Origin of the sequence: Amycolatopsis sp. M39, from assembly GCF_001651785.1 — a bacterium.
Classification (GTDB): Bacteria; Actinomycetota; Actinomycetes; order Mycobacteriales; family Pseudonocardiaceae; genus Amycolatopsis; species Amycolatopsis rubida.
Genome location: NZ_LWSF01000001.1, coordinates 680,831 through 697,409, shown reverse-complemented (window position 1 = coordinate 697,409; position 16,579 = coordinate 680,831). Strand labels below are relative to the sequence as shown.

General features: G+C 69.7%; 17 protein-coding genes. 9 read left to right on the top strand and 8 right to left on the bottom strand.

Features of this window, described 5'->3' with window-relative positions:
* Positions 1 to 22: 22 nt before the first annotated feature.
* The 5 genes from A4R44_RS03270 (at position 23) to A4R44_RS03250 (ending at position 5,323) form a co-directional block, all read left to right on the top strand.
* On the top strand, positions 23 to 1,474 hold the full coding sequence (locus A4R44_RS03270) for a PH domain-containing protein (protein WP_198545165.1): 1,452 nt from the start codon (positions 23 to 25) through the stop codon (positions 1,472 to 1,474).
* Between the two features lie 62 nt (positions 1,475 to 1,536).
* The gene (locus A4R44_RS03265; protein WP_067576228.1) at positions 1,537 to 2,292 is read left to right on the top strand and encodes an IclR family transcriptional regulator; all 756 of its coding nucleotides are present in this window, start codon (positions 1,537 to 1,539) and stop codon (positions 2,290 to 2,292) included.
* 16 nt (positions 2,293 to 2,308) lie between these two features.
* Complete coding sequence (locus A4R44_RS03260; RefSeq protein ID WP_067576226.1) at positions 2,309 to 2,809, top strand: GNAT family N-acetyltransferase; 501 nt, start codon at positions 2,309 to 2,311, stop codon at positions 2,807 to 2,809.
* 348 nt (positions 2,810 to 3,157) lie between these two features.
* Complete coding sequence (locus A4R44_RS03255; protein WP_037715481.1) at positions 3,158 to 3,355, top strand: hypothetical protein; 198 nt, start codon at positions 3,158 to 3,160, stop codon at positions 3,353 to 3,355.
* 1,086 nt (positions 3,356 to 4,441) lie between these two features.
* On the top strand, positions 4,442 to 5,323 hold the full coding sequence (locus tag A4R44_RS03250; RefSeq protein ID WP_338080333.1) for an esterase-like activity of phytase family protein: 882 nt from the start codon (positions 4,442 to 4,444) through the stop codon (positions 5,321 to 5,323).
* 57 nt (positions 5,324 to 5,380) lie between these two features.
* Here A4R44_RS03250 and A4R44_RS03245 read toward each other — a convergent pair whose 3' ends face one another.
* The 3 genes from A4R44_RS03245 to A4R44_RS03235 form a co-directional block, all read right to left on the bottom strand.
* The gene (locus A4R44_RS03245; RefSeq protein WP_067576222.1) at positions 5,381 to 6,652 is read right to left on the bottom strand and encodes an aspartate aminotransferase family protein; all 1,272 of its coding nucleotides are present in this window, start codon (positions 6,650 to 6,652) and stop codon (positions 5,381 to 5,383) included.
* Between the two features lie 78 nt (positions 6,653 to 6,730).
* Entirely contained in the window at positions 6,731 to 7,006 is a 276-nt protein-coding gene (locus A4R44_RS03240; RefSeq protein ID WP_067576220.1) for a hypothetical protein, read from the bottom strand.
* Positions 7,007 to 7,019: 13 nt separating this feature from the next.
* Positions 7,020 to 8,348 carry an MFS transporter gene (locus tag A4R44_RS03235; RefSeq protein WP_093573214.1) on the bottom strand — a complete coding sequence of 443 codons (1,329 nt, stop codon included), beginning with the start codon at positions 8,346 to 8,348 and terminating at the stop codon, positions 7,020 to 7,022.
* Positions 8,349 to 8,583: 235 nt separating this feature from the next.
* On the opposite strand from A4R44_RS03235, the gene A4R44_RS03230 reads away from it, so the two are divergent.
* Positions 8,584 to 9,261, top strand: a complete 678-nt coding sequence (locus A4R44_RS03230) for a GntR family transcriptional regulator (RefSeq protein WP_067576218.1) — start codon at positions 8,584 to 8,586, stop codon at positions 9,259 to 9,261.
* Positions 9,262 to 9,289: 28 nt separating this feature from the next.
* Here A4R44_RS03230 and A4R44_RS03225 read toward each other — a convergent pair whose 3' ends face one another.
* The 3 genes from A4R44_RS03225 to A4R44_RS03215 are packed head-to-tail and all read right to left on the bottom strand — an operon-like array spanning position 9,290 to position 10,927.
* A complete protein-coding gene (locus tag A4R44_RS03225) occupies positions 9,290 to 9,718 on the bottom strand; it encodes an EVE domain-containing protein (protein WP_067576216.1) in 429 nt (142 codons plus the stop codon).
* The gene (locus A4R44_RS03220) at positions 9,715 to 10,566 is read right to left on the bottom strand and encodes an NAD(P)H-binding protein (RefSeq protein WP_067576214.1); all 852 of its coding nucleotides are present in this window, start codon (positions 10,564 to 10,566) and stop codon (positions 9,715 to 9,717) included. Before A4R44_RS03220 ends, A4R44_RS03225 begins: the two co-directional genes overlap by 4 nt.
* Positions 10,559 to 10,927, bottom strand: coding sequence for a VOC family protein (locus tag A4R44_RS03215; RefSeq protein WP_067576212.1), 369 nt, complete (start codon positions 10,925 to 10,927; stop codon positions 10,559 to 10,561). The genes A4R44_RS03220 and A4R44_RS03215 overlap by 8 nt, the downstream gene beginning before the upstream one ends.
* A 63-nt stretch (positions 10,928 to 10,990) precedes the next feature.
* Between A4R44_RS03215 and A4R44_RS03210 the strand changes: the two genes are divergently transcribed.
* Positions 10,991 to 11,440: a MarR family winged helix-turn-helix transcriptional regulator gene (locus A4R44_RS03210; protein ID WP_067576210.1), complete on the top strand. Its 450-nt coding sequence runs from the start codon at positions 10,991 to 10,993 to the stop codon at positions 11,438 to 11,440.
* Positions 11,441 to 11,560: 120 nt separating this feature from the next.
* Here A4R44_RS03210 and A4R44_RS03205 read toward each other — a convergent pair whose 3' ends face one another.
* Complete coding sequence (locus A4R44_RS03205; RefSeq protein ID WP_067576208.1) at positions 11,561 to 13,207, bottom strand: thiamine pyrophosphate-binding protein; 1,647 nt, start codon at positions 13,205 to 13,207, stop codon at positions 11,561 to 11,563.
* A gap of 183 nt (positions 13,208 to 13,390) precedes the next feature.
* Between A4R44_RS03205 and A4R44_RS03200 the strand changes: the two genes are divergently transcribed.
* Both A4R44_RS03200 and A4R44_RS03195 read left to right on the top strand, forming a co-directional pair.
* Complete coding sequence (locus A4R44_RS03200; protein ID WP_067576206.1) at positions 13,391 to 14,770, top strand: wax ester/triacylglycerol synthase family O-acyltransferase; 1,380 nt, start codon at positions 13,391 to 13,393, stop codon at positions 14,768 to 14,770.
* 121 nt (positions 14,771 to 14,891) lie between these two features.
* Complete coding sequence (locus A4R44_RS03195; RefSeq protein WP_067576204.1) at positions 14,892 to 16,112, top strand: MFS transporter; 1,221 nt, start codon at positions 14,892 to 14,894, stop codon at positions 16,110 to 16,112.
* On the opposite strand, the gene A4R44_RS03190 is transcribed toward A4R44_RS03195, so the two are convergent.
* A complete protein-coding gene (locus A4R44_RS03190; protein ID WP_067576203.1) occupies positions 16,078 to 16,554 on the bottom strand; it encodes a MaoC family dehydratase in 477 nt (158 codons plus the stop codon). The two genes, A4R44_RS03195 and A4R44_RS03190, sit on opposite strands and share 35 nt — an antisense overlap.
* Positions 16,555 to 16,579: the final 25 nt, after the last annotated feature.

The window sequence follows — 16,579 nt, the reverse complement described above, 5'->3', positions numbered from 1 at the left end:
CTGGCATCGCCTCGATCGCCGGATGTTGTTGATCCGCCCGGTTCTCGACCTGGTGAAGTCACTGCCGGTGCTCGTGGGCGCACTGGTGCTCGGCCACGGAAATCACTGGCAGTGGATCGGTCTCGCCGCCACCGCGGTGACGATCGGCGTCGGCATTTCGCACTGTCTCACCTCGCGCTACCGCGTCACCGCGACCCAGATCGAATGGCACACCGGGTTGCTGCTGCGCAAGCAACGCGCCATTCCGCGCGATCGAATCCGTACCGTGGACGTGCTTTCGGAACCGAAACATCGGCTTTTCTCGCTGTCGGCAGTACGAATCGGTACTGGACGGCACGATCACGGAAAAGGACCGGGCAAGGACCAGCTGGTGCTCGACGCGGTCACCCGCGCGGAAGCCCAGCGGCTGCGGACTCTGTTGCTGCACCGGAAACCGGCCGAAACCGAAGCGGCGCGACCGCCGGAGTCGCTCGTCGCCGAGGTCGACAAGCGCTGGGTGCGCTACGCGCCGTTCACGCTGTCCGGACTCGCGGTGGTCGCCGCGATCCTCGGCACGGTTTATCACTTCGCGCACGAACTGCACTTCGATCCGACGAGTTTCGGGCCGGTCCGCGACCTCACCGCCCGCGCGCTCGAACAGCCGGTGTGGCTCACCGTGGTGCTGGCGGCGGCCGGGCTGCTCGTGCTGGTGTCGGTGCTGTCGGTCGGCGGATACGTGTTGTCGTTCTGGAACTTCCGGCTCACCCGCGAACCGGGCGGCACGCTGCACATCCGGCGCGGACTGATCACGACGCGGTCGGTGTCGATCGAGGAGGACCGGCTGCGCGGCGTCGAGGTCAAGGAACCGCTGCCGCTGCGGATGGTCGGCGGCGCGAAGTGCGTCGCGGTCGCGGCCGGACTGCGCGAGGGCAAGGGCGCGGACCGCGGCGGCGGCCTGCTGCTGCCGCCGGCTCCGGCCGGGAAAGCCCGGGAGATCGCGAGCGAGGTGCTCGGCGAGGACTTCGCGAATGTCCCCCTCGTGCGGCATTCCCGGCGCGCGCTGACCCGCCGGATCACCCGCGCCGTCTTCTCCGTGCTGGCGCTGTCGGCCGCGCTGTTCGCGCTGGCTCGGCTCGATGTCCTGCCGGAATGGCCGTGGCAGGCCGCGCTCGTGCTGCTGCCGTTCGCCGTCCTGGTCGGTTTCGACCGGTACCGCTCGCTCGGCCACGCGATCACCGGCCGGTACCTGGTGACCCGTTCCGGGTCGCTGGCCAGGGCGACGGTCGCCGTCCGGCGGGATCGGCTCACCGGGATCGTCGTGCGGCAGTCGCTGTTCCAGCGGCGGGCCGGGCTGATCACCGTCATCGCACCGGTCGCCGCCGGGCGCGGGCACTACCGAGTGCTGGACGTCGAGAAGGGCACCGGGCTCGCGCTCGCCGACACCGCCGTCCCCGGATTGCTGACGCCGTTTCTCGCTGTCCCGGAAAAACCGTGACCTGTGGTAATTTACCGACGCGTTCGTGTCTGAATTCGGCGCTCCTACGGAGAGGTTTCAGGATGTCTGAACCCGGACTCCGTCGCACGGCCGGCGCCAACAGTTCCCGGAAAGTGCTCCAGTTGCTGTTGTCGTTCACCGAACAGCGCTGGGAGGCCAGCGTGGCGGAACTCGCCGAGGTGATCGGCAGCCCGGTCGCCACGACTTACCGCTACGTGCAGTTGCTGAAGGAACTGCAGCTGCTCGAAGAGGCGCGGTCCGGGCGCTATCACGTCACCAGCCGCGTCATGCCGCTCGCGCGCGCCGCCCGGCTCGCGAACGACCTGGCGCGGATCGCGCGGCCGACGATGGAGGAGGCCGCGCGCGAACTCGGCGAGACGATCCTGTTGTTCCAGCACTTCGGCGAGTTCGCGGTGTGCAGCGACCGGGTGGAATGCGACCGCGCGATGCGGTTCACGTTCCAGCCGGGGCATTCCATCCCGCTCGGCGTCGGCGCGACCGGGAAGATGCTGCTCGCCCTGCTGTCCGACGGCGAACGCGAACGCCAGGCCGCCCGGATCGCCGAAGAACGCGGCACCGAGGTGCGTGACGCCCTCAAACACGCGCTGGCCAACCGCTACGCACAGAGCTGGGGCGAAATCGAGGACGGCGTGTGGGCGTGCTCGGTGCCAGTCGACGCGGACCGGCTGCGGCCGAGCGTGCTGAGCCTGGTCGGACCGGCCACGCGCGTCGGCGACGCGGAGCGCGATCGGGCCATCACGGCGTTGCGCGCTTACGCGGAGCAGATCGGAAAAGCGATTTCCGAGTACTCCGAGTAGCCGTAGAATCGGGCCAGTGATCCGCCTCGCCACCCCAGCCGACCTTCCTGTGCTGCCTGACCTCGAACGTGCCGCCGGAGAACCGTTCCGGACCGTCGGCATGGCCGAGATCGCCGACGACGCACCGCCCTCGGTCGAAGAGCTCTCGGTGTTCCAGTCCGCGAGCCGATGCTGGGTCTGGGACGACGACGGGACGATCGCGGCGTACGTGCTCGCCGAAGAGGTCGACGGTTTCGGGCATGTGGAACAGGTTTCGCTGCTGCCGAGCCACGCCCGCCGAGGATTGGGGCGGGAGCTGATCGAGGCGGTCGGCACGTGGGCCGCGGAGCGCGGGCTGTCCGGGCTGACGCTGACGACGTTCGCCGAGGTGCCGTGGAACGCGCCCTACTACGAGCGGCTCGGGTTCCGCGTGCTGGCCGACGACGAGCAGGGTCCGGCGCTGCGGGAGATCCGGCGGGCGGAGATCGCGCGGGGCCTGGACCGGTGGCCGCGGGTGGCGATGGTGCGGGCGAAGTGAGGTCTGCCCGCGTTTCTGTTGCGGGATAAGCGGTTTTGCCGTTGTTCGGGCTGATGCCGCCGAGGTCGCCCGCGTCCGGGTCGTCGAGTACTCGGCGCTTCCGTCTCACTCCGGCCGGAACTTCGCGCACTGCCCGCCGCTCATCCGGCTCGGCCATGTCTCGCGGGTTTTCCTTGCCGGGCTGGCGATCTTTCAACGTCGCCCGCGCGTGGGTCGCTCGGGAGGGGGACCTGGATTGCCTCGTGAATCGAACACGTGTTCTACTGATCGGGCCGGCCCCGGAGGGGGAAGCTCCGCGGGCCGGCACCCAGGCAGAACGTGTCCGTCGATCGATCCCCAGGAGGCAGTGTGGCGGTCAAGATCACCCACCTCGCCAGTGGTCAGCAGGTCCGCTTCGCGAACGCGGACGGCGCCCGCCGCTATGCCGAAATCATGGGCGGCGGAGTGGACAAGTGGCGGTTCACGATCGTCCCCGGGGACAGTGGGGCTCCTGGGATGCCCGCGGCGGTCGTCAACGTGCCGGTGTGGCGGACTGTCGCTCGGTGATTGCTGCCCGACGATGGGTGACTGTCAGATGGGTGGCTCCCGGTGGGTGGCTCCCGGGCGGCTGCCGCGCGGTGACCGGCGGCCGACCCCGGCAGCTCCCAGCGATCGCCGCCCGACGATGGGCGGCTGTCAGATGGGTGGCTGTCATCGGTGGCTCCCGGTGGTTGCTGCCCGGCGATCAGCAGCCATCCCCGGCGACTCCCGGCGATCGCCGCACTGCGATCAGCAGCCACCCCCGGCGACTCCCAGCGGCTGCCGCACGGCAATCAGCAACCACCCCCGGCGACTCCCAGCGGCTGCCGCACGGCAATCACCAACCACCCCCGGCGACCCCCGGCAGCTGCCGCACGGCAATCAGCAACCACGCCCGATGACTCCCGGTGGTTGCCGCGCGGCAACTGGCATCCTCCCGGCGGTTGCCGCACGGCAATCGGCACCCTCCCGGCAGCCCCCGGCGATTACCGCACGGCAACCGCCCTCCGGCAGGCCCCGGGCGGTTGCCGGGGGTGGTTGCCGCCGTTCAGCGGGCGTCGCAGCGACCATCCGCCTGACCGGCTTCCGCTCGGCAACAGTCGCCGAGCGGCTGTCCTGGCGGCTTGCGCTCGACGGCGGTCACCGAGCGGCTGTCCGGTGAACACCGGCTCGGCATCCGTCACCCGATCGCCAGGTGTCCGCCGCCCGGTCGTCGCCGCTGAGGACCGTTTGCCCGGTGACAGCACGGTGATCGGCCCAGCGCGAAACCGTCGTGCCGATCACCGGAACAACGTCACCTGCTGTTTGTTGCTTACCGGCCACGCATTGTGCTCCACTGTCGATCACCCACTGCTGTAAGTCCCGCGTCAGCGGGACCGCCGCTTGTCAGCAGCGACCACCTCGGCACGGCCCTGCACCCGTGCCCGACGGACAGAAGGAGCGGCTCCTTTGCTTGCGCACCAGCGTGGAACACATCTGCGTGGAAACAATCGCCGTGGAAAAATCCGGGTCACCGTCGCGTTGTCGGTCCTCGCGCTCGCGGTCGGGGCCAGCGCGGCCCACGCGGCGCCGACGGCCACCCCGAAAGCCACGGCGTGGCCCGGCGGTTCGAAGGTGGCCATCGCCGACGACTCCGGGGTTTTCGGCAGCAACCTCAGCGGCGTGTCGTACGAATCGCCCACCGTGCTGTGGGCGGTGAAAAACGGCCCGAGCACCCTGTACCGGCTCGTCCAGGACGGCAAGAAGTGGCGGCCCGACACCGCCAACGACTGGGCCAAGGGCAAGTCCATGCACTACTCCGACGGCAGCGGCGACCCGGACGCCGAAGGAGTCGTCTTCACCCCGGACGGCGTCTTCACGGCCACCGAGCGCGACAACGACGACGGCGACACGAGCAAGCCCGCCGTGCTCCGGTACGCGACTTCCGGGTCGGGCAAATCGCTGAACGCGACCGGGGAATGGGACCTTACCTCCGACCTGCCGTCCGTCGAGCCCAACAAGGGGCTTGAGGCCATCGCCTGGGTTCCGGACTCGGCGCTCACCGCGCACAAGTTCCGGGACGAGCACACGAAAGCCGCTTACAACCCGGCGAGCTACCCGAACCACGGGACCGGCTTGTACTTCGTCGGGCTCGAAGACAACGGGAAGGTCTACGCGTACGCGCTCGACCAGTCCGGCGACAAGTACACGCGCGTCGCCACCATCGACAGCGGATTCCCGGCGATCATGGATCTTGAGTACGAACCGTCGACCGGCCACCTGTGGGCCGAATGCGACAACACGTGCAAGGGCCGCACCAGCACGCTCGACGTCAACTCCAAGGGCGCGTTCGCGGTCACCGCGCAGTACGACCGCCCGTCCGGGATGTCGAACTACAACAACGAGGGCTTCGCCATCTCGCCGACCTGCGCGAATGGAAGCAAGCAGGTCGTGTGGTCCGACGACGACAACGACGACGACCACGCCCTGCGCACGGGGACGCTCTCCTGTAAATAGTCCTTGCCGACAGTCTGCGGCGGCACCGAAAGGTGCCGCCGCAGTGTCCTGCGTACGTCAGTTCTTCAGCAACCGGTCCAGCGCCCGCGGAACAGCCGCGGCCAGCAGGTCCAGTTCCGCCTCTTCGGCGACCAGCGGCGGCGACACCGCCATCCCCTTGCCGAGCGAGCGCACGATCACGCCCTCTTCGAGCAGGAACTTGTGCAGCCTTCCCGGCGCGCCCGGATCCGCGGCCAGCAGGTCCGGCGCGAGTTCCACCGCGGCCAGGAATCCCAGCCCGGCACGGACTTCCGCCACCGCCGGATGCCCGACCGCACCGGAAAGCGCGTCCGCGAGCGGCTTCTCCAGCGCCTTGCCACGCGGGATGATGTCGTCGCGCTCGTAGATGTCCAGCGTCGCGTTCGCCGCGGCGCAGGCGACCGGGTGCCCGGCGTAGGTCGCTCCGTGGCGCAGGATCGGCGCACCCGGGCGGCCGGTGAAGAACGGCTCCGCCACGTGCGGCGCGACCAGCAGCACGCCCAGCGGAATCGTCCCGCTCGTCACGCCCTTCGCCGTGGTCACCAGGTCCGGCCGCACTGACCAGCGGTCGATGCCGTACCAGGTGCCGAGCCTGCCCCACGCGCAGATCACGCAGTCCGCGACGAACAGCACCTCGTGCTTGCGGCAGATCGCCGCCACTTCCTCGACGTAGCCGTCCGGCGGAAGCAGCACGCCGCCCGCGCCGATGACCGGTTCGCAGAGGAACGCGGCCACCCGATCCGGGCCCACGCGGAGGATTTCCTCCTCCAGCGCCGCCGCGTTGTCATACGGCACCTGCGAGAAATCCGCGGCAGGCGGGCCCCAGCCCTCCGCGTTCACCGGAATCCCGGCCGCGGCAGTGCCGAATCCGTGGGTGCCGTGGTAGCCCTGGGTCCGGCTGATGACGTGGGTCTTGTCCGGGCGTCCGGTGTGGACGAAGTAGGACCGCGCGATCTTCACCGCGGTGTCCACCATGTCGCCGCCGCCCGAGCCGAGGAACACCTTCGACCCCGGCACCGGAGCCAGCTCGGCCAGCCGCGAAGCCAGCTTCAGCGCCGGTTCGTTCGCGACGCCGCCGAACAGGTTGTACGCGTCGAGCTTCTCCAGCTGCTCGGTCACCGCGCGGGTGATCTCCGGACGGCCGTGGCCGAGGTTCGAGTACCACAGCGACGCGGAGGCGTCGAAGTAGCGACGGCCCGCGTCGTCCCAGACATAAGACCCCTCGCCGCGGGTCACCACGAACCGGTTCCCGTCGACCGCGCCCATGTCCGCGAACGGGTGCCACAGCGGGTTCGGCTGCTGGTCCGGCATNTCCGGCATTGCTCCTCCTCGGGGTCGGCTCAACCGGCCGGTGCCGCGGGGAGCGGTGACCGGCCGCCGCCGCCCTTTCTACCCGCCCGGCCGGGGATCGGCGAACCGCGACCCCTCGACGCGCGCCATCGCGGAACTCCGCAGTCCGTAGTCCCGATGGCGATGTCCCCGGCCGGGAAGACCGGTCGCGGGCCGCCGCGCCGGACGGCGGCAGGCCAGCTCGCCCTTGTACAGCTCGGCGGCGCGGACCAGATCGGCGTAGGCCTCGACGTGGATCCGGTTGATCGCGTCGTGCGCGTCCCGGGCGGCTGCGTCGAGCCACGCGCAGTAGTCGCTTCGGGTCTGGGTCCGCATCGCGCGCCCCCGCTCAGACGTTTTCGACGGTGGTTGCCGGTGCGTTCGCGGGCGCGGAACTCAGTGACGCACCCTTCCGGTCCTTGATGAAGAAGCTGGTGACCAGGCCGAGCACGGTCATCACGGCGAGGTAGCCGCCGACCGCGTAGACCGTGCCGGTGCTGGTCTGCAGTGTTTCGGCGATGGTCGGCGCGAACGCGCCGCCGAGCACCGCGCCGATCGCGTACGAGATTGCCGCGCCGCTGTAGCGGACTGTCGTCGGGTACATCTCCGCGTACAGCGCCGACTGCGGGCCGTAGGTGAACCCGAGCCCGATCGAGAACAGGAACAGCGCCACCAGAAGCAGTCCGACGTTGGCCGTGTTGATCAGAGCGAAAAACGGGAACATCCACACCAGCTGGATGACGAACCCGATCTGGTAAGTGCGGACCCGGCCGATCCGGTCCGCGAGCCAGCCGCCGAGCAGCGTGCTCACCAGCCAGGCGACCGCGGACAGCATGACCGCGATCAGCACCGTCGAACGGCCGAGGTGCAGTGTCTTCGTCGCGTACGACTGCACGTACCCGCCGGTGGTCATGTACCCGACGGCGTTGTTGGCCGCGAACAGCAGCGCACCCGCGACGACCAGCTTCCAGTGGTGCCGGAACAACTGCACCAGCGGCATGCTCGACCGCGCCTTCTTCTCGCGGACCTCCTCGAACACCGGGCTTTCCGCGACCCGGGACCGGATCATCAGGCCGGCGACGATCAACACGACGCTCAGCAGGAACGGGATCCGCCAGCCCCACGCCAGGAACTGCTCCGGCGAGGTCAGCGCGGTGACCAGCGCGAGGACACCGTTGGCCAGCAGCAACCCGATCGGCACGCCGATCTGCGGGAACGCGCCGTAGAGCCCGCGCCGGTCAGCGGGCGCGTGCTCGACCGCGAGCAGGGCCGCCCCGCCCCATTCGCCGCCTGCCGAAAGCCCCTGCACGACGCGCAGCAGCACCAGGATGATCGGCGCCCACACCCCGATCGACGCGGTGTTCGGCACCAGGCCGATCAGCACCGTCGAGATCCCCATCAGCAGCAGCGTGAGGATCAGCATCGCGCGCCTGCCGAGCCGGTCGCCGAGATGCCCGGCGATCACCGCGCCGATCGGGCGGAAGAAGAAGCTGATGCCGACCGTCGCGAACGAGACGATCAGCGCGTCCTTGCCGAGCACCGCGAAATACTGCGTCGCGAAGACCAGTCCGGCACAGATCGCGTAGATGAAGAAGTCGAACCATTCGATAGTCGTGCCGACCATCGCCGCCAGCACGACGCGGCGGTGCTCTCTGCTGATCCCGGTCGTGCGCGGCATCGCGCCTCCCTGCTGACAGTGCTTCAGGTCGCGCCGGATCGTATATAATCAGTCGCCATTTCGACAAGCCTCACTGCGGTAACTGAGCTGGCTTTTCGTCTATTGACAGCGTGCGCGTGGATTCCAGCCAGCGGCCGCGCGGGCTGGATAGTATATTATTTAGCATGGCGAACGGACCGGTTACCGTGGCCTGGACACCCCGCCCCGGCGGGCCCGCGAAGGGGAGGCGACAGGGATGTCCACAACGCACGAGCAGGCGGGGCTCAGCAAGAGCCAGCACACGTATCAAGTGCTGAAGTCCCGGATCACCGCGGGCGAATACCCGGCCGGGCACCGGCTCGTCCTGGGTTCGCTGGCCAAGGAATTCGACGTGAGCTCGGTCCCGGTGCGGGAAGCGGTGCGGCTGTTGCAGGCCGAGGGGCTGGTGCACTACGAGCGCAACGTCGGTGCGACTGTCGCGGCGATCGACCCGGTCGGCTACGAGCACACGATGCAGATGCTCGCGATCGTGGAAAGCGCGGCGACCGCACTCGCCGCGCCGCATCTGACCGCCGACGACCTCGCCGAGGCAGGCGAGCTCAACGACCGGATGCGCGCCGGTCTCGACCAGCTCGAACCGGTCGAATTCACCCGGCTCAACCACGAGTTCCACGAGGTGCTCTACAGCCGCTGCCCCAATCCGAGCCTGGTCGACCTGGTCAAGAAGGGCTGGGCCCAGCTCGCCACGATCCGCGATTCGACCTTCTCGTTCGTGCCCGCCCGCGCACTCGCCTCCGTCGCCGAACACGACCAGCTGCTGGACCTGATCCGCTCCGGTTCCGGAGCCGAATGGATCGAGCACTGCGCGCGGGCACACCGGTCAGCGACGCTGGATGCGTTCCTCAGCTGGGAGGCGGACGCGCACCACGGCTGACCGCGCTCAGCCGCAGAGCTTCGCACCGTCACGCGGTCATGCGCGCGAGGATCGTCGCGAAATCCTGCTGTGGAACGGGAAACAAGCCGCGGCGAAACGGCAATCCCCAATGCGCGGGGTCGGTGACAAACGACAACTGGCCGACCAGCGGCTTCGCGTCCACCCGCTGACAGGCGTGGAAGGAAGCCGCGAGCCGCCATGGCTGGAAGTCGTCGCTGACGTAGGCCTGGTAAGGCTTTTCGCCGGTGATAGTGGCCCACGCGGTGAACTGCCGGACCGGTGCGCCGCCCTGCAAGCTCGTGCGCGGCGAGTAGAAGATCATCTCGTCGCCGGGACTCGGCTGGCGGAGACGTTTGCCCGCACCGTGATCCGCCTGGGTGAAGCCGCCTTCGATGGCGGCTTCGACGTGGTCGAGGCTGACGGTGTTGATCCAGAATCGCTGGCCGGACGGGGTCACTTTGCTGTCAGCCCTTCGACCAGGCCGGTCGTCGGCCTGCCGAGGAGCCGGGAAAGATCGTCGCCGACCCGGGCGAAAACCCCGGCGGCAATGGTTTCGTCGAGACTGACCAGGAAGCCGGCCAGCTCGTCGGGCATTCCCGTTTTGCTGAGCAGTGCCCGCAATTCCCCGGGAGCGACCGGCTGATAGGCGACTTCCCGCTCCAGCACGACCGACATCGCTTCGGCAATGTCGGCGTAGGTGAAGTCCGTGTCGCCGGAAAGGCTGTACGTGACGTTGTCGTGCCCATCGGTGGTGACCACGACGGCCAGCGCCTCGGCCAGGTCCTTCCGGCTCGCCGCCGCGACAACAGCGTCGCCGGTCGCCGCGGCGAGAACGCCGGTGAAGCGGGGACCGGCCAGCGACTGGACATAGTTCTCGATATACCAAGTGTTCCGCAGGATCGTGTACGGCACGCCGGACTCGACAAGGGCCTTCTCCGTCGCCCGGTGGTCCGCGTTGATCTCGAACCGGTCGTCGTCGGCCCGGACGCCGCTGGTGTAGTAGATCTGCCGGACGTTCTTCGCGGCTTCGATGACCGACTCGTGCTGGGCGAGGCGATTCTCGTCGCGTCCCGAGATCAGCACGATGTCCGAATGCCGCGTGACCAGTTCCGCGACACCAGCTGCGTCCGACAGGTCGACGGACGCGGCGCGGAACCCGGCGGAAGCGAGTTCCGCGAGGCGCGCCGGGTTGCGGCCGGCCGCGGTGATCGTCGCGGGATTCACGCCCCGCGAGACCAGCGCGCCCAGGACGTGCTGGCCGAGTGCTCCGGTAGCCCCGAAAACGAGGGTGCTCGCCTCAGCCACGGTCGTGGAGGGTGACGTGGTAGCCGTCGGGGTCGGCGAAAGTGAACGTGCGGCCGAAGGGACCGTCGATCGGCGCGGAGACGATCGGGTGCCCGTCGGCGACGAGCGCGTCGTGAATGGCCTGGACGTCGGTGGCGAGCAGCCAGATCGCGGCGCCGATGCCGGGCTGGGCGACGGAGGCGAGGCTGGTGCCGGGAACGACCTCGCGGAGGGCGAACGCGATCGGCTTCGTCTCGAAGACGACAGCGTGCGGCGGTCCGGCCGGCGAGCGGACGAGGCCGAGGTAGCGCTCGTAGAACGCCTGGGAAGCGTCCAGGTCACGCGCCTGGAGCGAGAGGAAATCGGGGCCGATGGCGGGCATGGTGCTGCTCCTTTTCTTCATGTCAGGTTTCTGACACGATCCACTGTATGTCAGAATCCTGACATGAGTCAAGACCGTGGCGGTGTCGACCTGAACAAGTCACTGGGCTACCTGCTGAAAGAGACGTCGAGCGCGCTGCGGGCGGCTATGGAGGAGGTGCTGCGTCCGCTCGGGATGACGGTGACGCACTACTCCTGTCTCGAACTGCTGGCGCAGCGGCCGGGCCTGTCGAACTCCGAACTCGCGCGGGGGACGTTCGTGACCCGGCAGTCGATGAACGTGCTGCTCCAGGCTCTGGAACGGGACGGTTACGTGACCAGGCCCGCGGAGGCACCGGTCGGGAAGGCTCTTCCCACTCGTCTCACGCCGCGCGGGCGGCGGAACCTGGAGAAGGCGAGCGCCGCGGTACGGGCTGTCGAGGTCAGGATGCTGTCCGGGCTGACCGAGGCCGAGCAATCGGACGCGTTCCGGATCCTGCGGAACATGGCCAGTTCCCTGCGGGACGGCAGATAGCCCGACCCCGACTTCCCCGCCGCCACTTTCACCGCCGTGAGGGCCACCCTGAGGGAATCTGATTCCCTCAGGGTGGCCCTCACGGACGTATGCGGGAGTCGCGGCGGGAGCGTTCGCCGCTCAGCCGCGCGGTTTGCGGTACCACCGCGGCGAGGTGTTCAGCGGCGGCTTGAGCTTCGCGCGCACCACCAGCACGTTCGGCTCGTCCGACTCCACGAATTCGCTCAGCAGACGGCGAAAGGCGCGACCGAAGCCGGACACCCGGTCCGCGTGCACCCCGAACGAACGGGCCAGTCCGACGAAATCCGGGCTGTCCCAGTCGACGCCGCGGTGCGGCAGGCCTTCCTGGTCCTGGTCGAAGCGCAGCATGCCGTAGCCGCCGTCGTCGACGACCACGACCGTCACCGGCAGCTGTTCCTCGGCGAGGGTCGCCAAATCCCCTACCGCGTAAAGGAAACCACCGTCGCCGGTGACGCACAGGACGCGCCCGCCACCCGCCGCCTCGGCTGCCGCGCCCGCGCCGAGCGACGCCGGGAAGCCGTAGCCGAGCGTGCCCCAGCCCATCGGGTACGCCAGCCGCCGCGGCGCGCGGACCCGATGGAAGCCGCCGATCCAGTACCCGGCGACGCACATGTCCGTGACGATCGTCCCGTCCGCCGGGAGCACTTCCTCCAAAGTGGACAGAAAGTCGGCGGCCTGCGGTTCCTCGTCGCGGATGCGCCTGCGCACCCGGCGGCCGATGCCGGCCAGCCGGGTGGTGAGTTCGTCCAGGCCGGGCCGCGTTTCCGGGTGCAGGGATTCGACGACGCGGCGGGCGTCGCCAACCAGGGTGACATCCGGCCGGTAGTTCTTCGCCGCGTCGCCCGCGTCGACGTTGATCGCGATCAGCTTCGGCGGCGCGGGCATCAGCCAGTTCTGCGTCATCAGGCCGTCGAAATCGGTGCCGATCGCGAGCACCACGTCGGCCTCGTCCCACAGCTGCCCGACCTCCGGCGCGTGCACCGGATTCGGGGCCAGGCAAGGATGTTCGGGCGGCAGCAGGCCGCGGGCGCCGAAGGTGGTGAGCACCGGCGCGGCCAGCCGCTCAGCCAGCTGCCCGATCGCTTCGCCCGCTTCGGAGCGCAACGCACCGCCGCCCGCCCAGATCAGCGGACGGCGCGCGGACGCCAGCAGCTCCGCCGCGCGAGGCAGGTCCGGCAGGTCGAGCACGCGTTCGGCGGGCGGCGCGGGCGGTTCGCGCGGCGGCGTGGCCTCGCGGAGGAAATCGGTCGGAATACCCAAATACACCGGGCCGCTTTGCGGCATCAGCGCGAGCCGGGCGGCGCGGTGCAACGTCGCGGCGATCTGGTCCGCGCGGTGCACCGTGAAACCGGCTTTCGTCACCGGTGCGAACATCGCCTGCTGGTCGGAAGTTTCGTGCAGCACTCCGCGCACGACACCCGGACGGCGCAGCGTCGACGGAATGTCCGTGGCGATCACGAGCACCGGAGCCGCGGAGGCCATCGCTTCGCCGACCGCACCGAGCGTGTTCGCCGCACCGGGGCCGGTGGTCACGAGCGCGACACCGAGTTTTCCCGTCCTGCGCGCATAACCGTCTGCGGCGTACCCCGCGGTTTGTTCGTGCCGGACGTTGACGAGCCGGATCCCGGTGTCGGCCAACGCCTCCCACAGCGGCAGGTTGTGGACTCCCGGCAGGCCGAACACCACCTCGGTCCCGAGAGCCGTGAGCGTGTCCCCCAGCTGCTGAGCTCCAGTCCGTCCTGCCACGCCAGCGATGGTATCCGCCTCGCGTAAGCAGCTGCAGACACGTCACCGGACAGGGTTTGTCATCGCCGCGCGGCCCGGCTGTCCCCCACCTGGCCGCGAGATCCGAGGCACCGCCTTTTTCGTGCGTACACTCCGGGTGCCGGGGACGCCGAGGTCCCCAAGGCGGCGGAAAGGGGTGGCCGAATGCCGTTGATGCCGGTGACCGACTCGATGTTCCTGATGGTCGAGACCCGCGAGCACCCGATGCACGTAGGCGGGCTCCAGCTGTTCGGCAAACCCGACGGCGCGGGCGAGGACTACCTGCGCGATCTCCGCCGGTCCCTGCTCGAATCGGACAACATGCGCGGCGTGTTCCGGATGCGGCCGAGCCGTCCGGTGAACACCGTCGGGCACGTGCGCTGGTCCCGCGACGCCGACCTGGAGCTCGACTACCACTTCCGGCATTCCGCGCTGCCGCAACCGGGCCGGGTCCGCGAGCTGCTCGAACTCACCTCGCGCTGGCACAGCACGCTGCTCGACCGGCACCGGCCGCTGTGGGAAACGCATCTCATCGAAGGACTGCGCGACGGCCGGTTCGCGGTGTACTCGAAGATCCACCACGCGCTGATGGACGGCGTTTCGGCGCTGCGGCATCTGCAGGGCACGCTGTCCGACGACCCCGCTGACCTGGACTGTCCGCCGCCGTGGGGTTCGCGCGACAAGCCCGCCGCGAACCACGACGGCCGGGCCCCGGCGTCGCCGTTCGCCCTGGTGGGCAAGACGTTCGAGCAGATCGCGGGGATCGCGCCGGCCGCGGCGAAGGTGGCGCGCGAGGCGTTCCGCGAGCACCGGCTCACGCTGCCGATGCAGGCGCCGAAGACGATGCTGAACGTGCCGATCGGCGGCGCGCGCCGGTTCGCCGCGCAGTCCTGGCCGATCGAGCGGGTGCGCGAGGTCGCGACCGCCGCGGGTGTGTCCCGCAATGATGTCGTGCTCGCGATGTGCTCCGGCGCGCTGCGCGACTACCTGATCGAGCAGAGCGCGCTGCCGGACGCGCCGCTGGTCGCGATGGTCCCGGTGTCGCTGCGCCGCCGCGACTCCGGCGACGCGACCGGCAACAACATCGGCGCGCTGCTGTGCAACCTCGCCACCGACCTGACCGATCCAGCGCAGCGGCTGGCCGCGATCTCCGAATCGATGGCGAATGGCAAGAAGCTGTTTTCGCAGCTCTCGCCGCTCCAGACGTTGCTGCTGTCCGGGATCAACGTGGCCCAGCTGGGCGCGTCGCCGATCCCCGGAGTCGTCGGCAACACGCGGCCGCCGTTCAACCTGGTGATCTCGAACGTGCCGGGCCCGCGCAAGCAGATGTACTGGAACGGTGCGGCGCTCGACGGCATCTACCCGGCGTCGGTGCTGCTCGACGGGCAAGCCCTGAACATCACGCTGACCAGCAACGGGGACAATCTCGACTTCGGCGTCACCGGGTGCCGGCGCAGCGTCCCGCACCTGCAGCGGATCCTGACGCATCTGGACACGGCGCTCGCCGAGCTGGAGTTCGCGAGCCGGGGGCAGCCGGGCCTCTGAACAGCGGCAGGTCGTGAGGGTTCCCCTCACGAACCTTCGTCCGCACGAGCCGGACCCGACGTCGCCGCTTGCCGCTCTCAGCCGCGGGTTATTCGGTTGACGGCCGCGGGAGGCTCGGCCGGTGAGCCTCCTGGAGCCGTTGCGGCACCGCAGTTTCCGCGCCCTCGCCGCCGGGCGGACGCTCGGGACCTTCGGCAATTCGGTCGCTCCGGTCGCGCTCGCGTTCGCGGTGCTCGACCGCACCGGGTCGGCGGTCGATCTCGGGCTGGTCGTCGGGGCCCGGTCGCTGGCGAACGTGCTGCTGCTGCTTTTCGGCGGGGTCCTCGCGGACCGGCTGCCGCGCGCGGTGATCCTCCAGGGCACCGAGATCGCCGCCGGGCTCAGCCAGGCGCTCATCGCGGTGAGTGTCCTTTGTGGATTCTCCTCCCTCCCGGTCCTCGTCTCGCTGAGCGTGGTCAACGGCGCGGTCTCGGCGATGTCGCTGCCCGCCGCGGCGGCGATCACTCCGCAGACCGTGCCGCGAGAACTGCTGGCCCCGTCGAACGCGTTGCTGAGGCTGCTGGTCAACGGCGGTCGCATCGCCGGGGCCGGGGTCGCCGGGGTCGCGGTGGCGGCGGCCGGGTCCGGCTGGGCGCTGGCGGTGAACGCGCTGCTGTTCTTCGCCGCCGCACTCGCCTATCACGCGGTTCGGCTGCCGCGCGCCGAGCGGGTTTCGGGTGCCCGGCCGATCGCCGAGCTGGTCGCCGGGTGGCACGAGTTCCGGTCCCGCACCTGGGTGTGGGTGGTGGTGGCGCAGTTCGCCTTCGTCAACGCCGCCGGGCTCGGCACGCTCGTGGTCATCGGGCCGGTCGTCGCGGACGAGACGTTCGGGCGGTCCGGATGGGGGCTGGCGCTGGCGACGCAGACGGCGGGCGCGCTGGCCGGCGGGATCGTCGCCGCGCATTGGCGGCCGCGGCGCGCGTTGTTCGCCGGGGTGCTGCTGGTGACGATGGAAGCGCTGCCGGTGCTGACACTCGGCTGGTGGCCCTCGCTCGTCCCGCTGCTGATCGCGATGCTGGCGGCCGGGCTGGCGATGGAGCAGTTCAGCGTCGCCTGGGACGTTTCGCTGCAGGAACACATCCCGCCCGACCGGCTCGCCCGCGTGTACTCCTACGACATGCTGGGTTCACTCGCCGCGATGCCGCTCGGGCAGATCGCGGCGGGTCCCCTCGTGCAGCACTTCGGCCGCGAAACCGTGCTCGTCGCGTGTGGTGTGCTGATCCTCGTCTCGACCGGGCTCGCGCTGTGCAGCCGCGAGATCCGGCAGCTCACGAACCGGCAGGACGTACCGACAGGAAGTTGACCGCGCTCGCGCTGAACACCAGCTCGTCGTCGCCGTTGAACAGCTCCATCCGGGTGCGCACGAGACCGCGACCGGGCTTCGACTTCGACAGCCGCGCCTCGGTGACGGTCGCCCGCATCCGCAGCCGGTCCCCCGGCCGCACCGGGCGCGGCCAGCGCAGTTCGTCGACGCCCGGGCTGCCGAGGCTCGCGACCGACGACAGGTAGTGGTCGGCGAACATCCGCATCATCAGGCTCGACGTGTGCCAGCCGCTCGCGATCAGCCCGCCGAACGGGCCCTCCTTCGCCGCCACCGGGTCGACGTGGAAGCTCTGCGGGTCGTACTTCCCGGCGAACTCGATGATCTCCGCCTCGCTGACGGTCGTGTCGCCGAACTCGTATACCGAGCCCTCGGGGTAATCCTCGAACCAGCGGTCGTCGATGGGCGCGGTGAACTCGGTCATGCGCGACAGCCTGCCACAGCTTGGC

Coding starts and splice junctions, on each gene's coding strand:
- A4R44_RS03270 (WP_198545165.1), top strand. CDS start 23: ATGTTGTTGATCCGCCCGGTTCTCGACCTGGTGAAGTCACTGCCGGTG.
- A4R44_RS03265 (WP_067576228.1), top strand. CDS start 1,537: ATGTCTGAACCCGGACTCCGTCGCACGGCCGGCGCCAACAGTTCCCGG.
- A4R44_RS03245 (WP_067576222.1), bottom strand. CDS start 6,652: ATGCCGGACCAGCAGCCGAACCCGCTGTGGCACCCGTTCGCGGACATG.
- A4R44_RS03240 (WP_067576220.1), bottom strand. CDS start 7,006: ATGCGGACCCAGACCCGAAGCGACTACTGCGCGTGGCTCGACGCAGCC.
- A4R44_RS03235 (WP_093573214.1), bottom strand. CDS start 8,348: ATGCCGCGCACGACCGGGATCAGCAGAGAGCACCGCCGCGTCGTGCTG.
- A4R44_RS03230 (WP_067576218.1), top strand. CDS start 8,584: ATGTCCACAACGCACGAGCAGGCGGGGCTCAGCAAGAGCCAGCACACG.
- A4R44_RS03215 (WP_067576212.1), bottom strand. CDS start 10,927: ATGCCCGCCATCGGCCCCGATTTCCTCTCGCTCCAGGCGCGTGACCTG.
- A4R44_RS03210 (WP_067576210.1), top strand. CDS start 10,991: ATGAGTCAAGACCGTGGCGGTGTCGACCTGAACAAGTCACTGGGCTAC.
- A4R44_RS03200 (WP_067576206.1), top strand. CDS start 13,391: ATGCCGTTGATGCCGGTGACCGACTCGATGTTCCTGATGGTCGAGACC.
- A4R44_RS03190 (WP_067576203.1), bottom strand. CDS start 16,554: ATGACCGAGTTCACCGCGCCCATCGACGACCGCTGGTTCGAGGATTAC.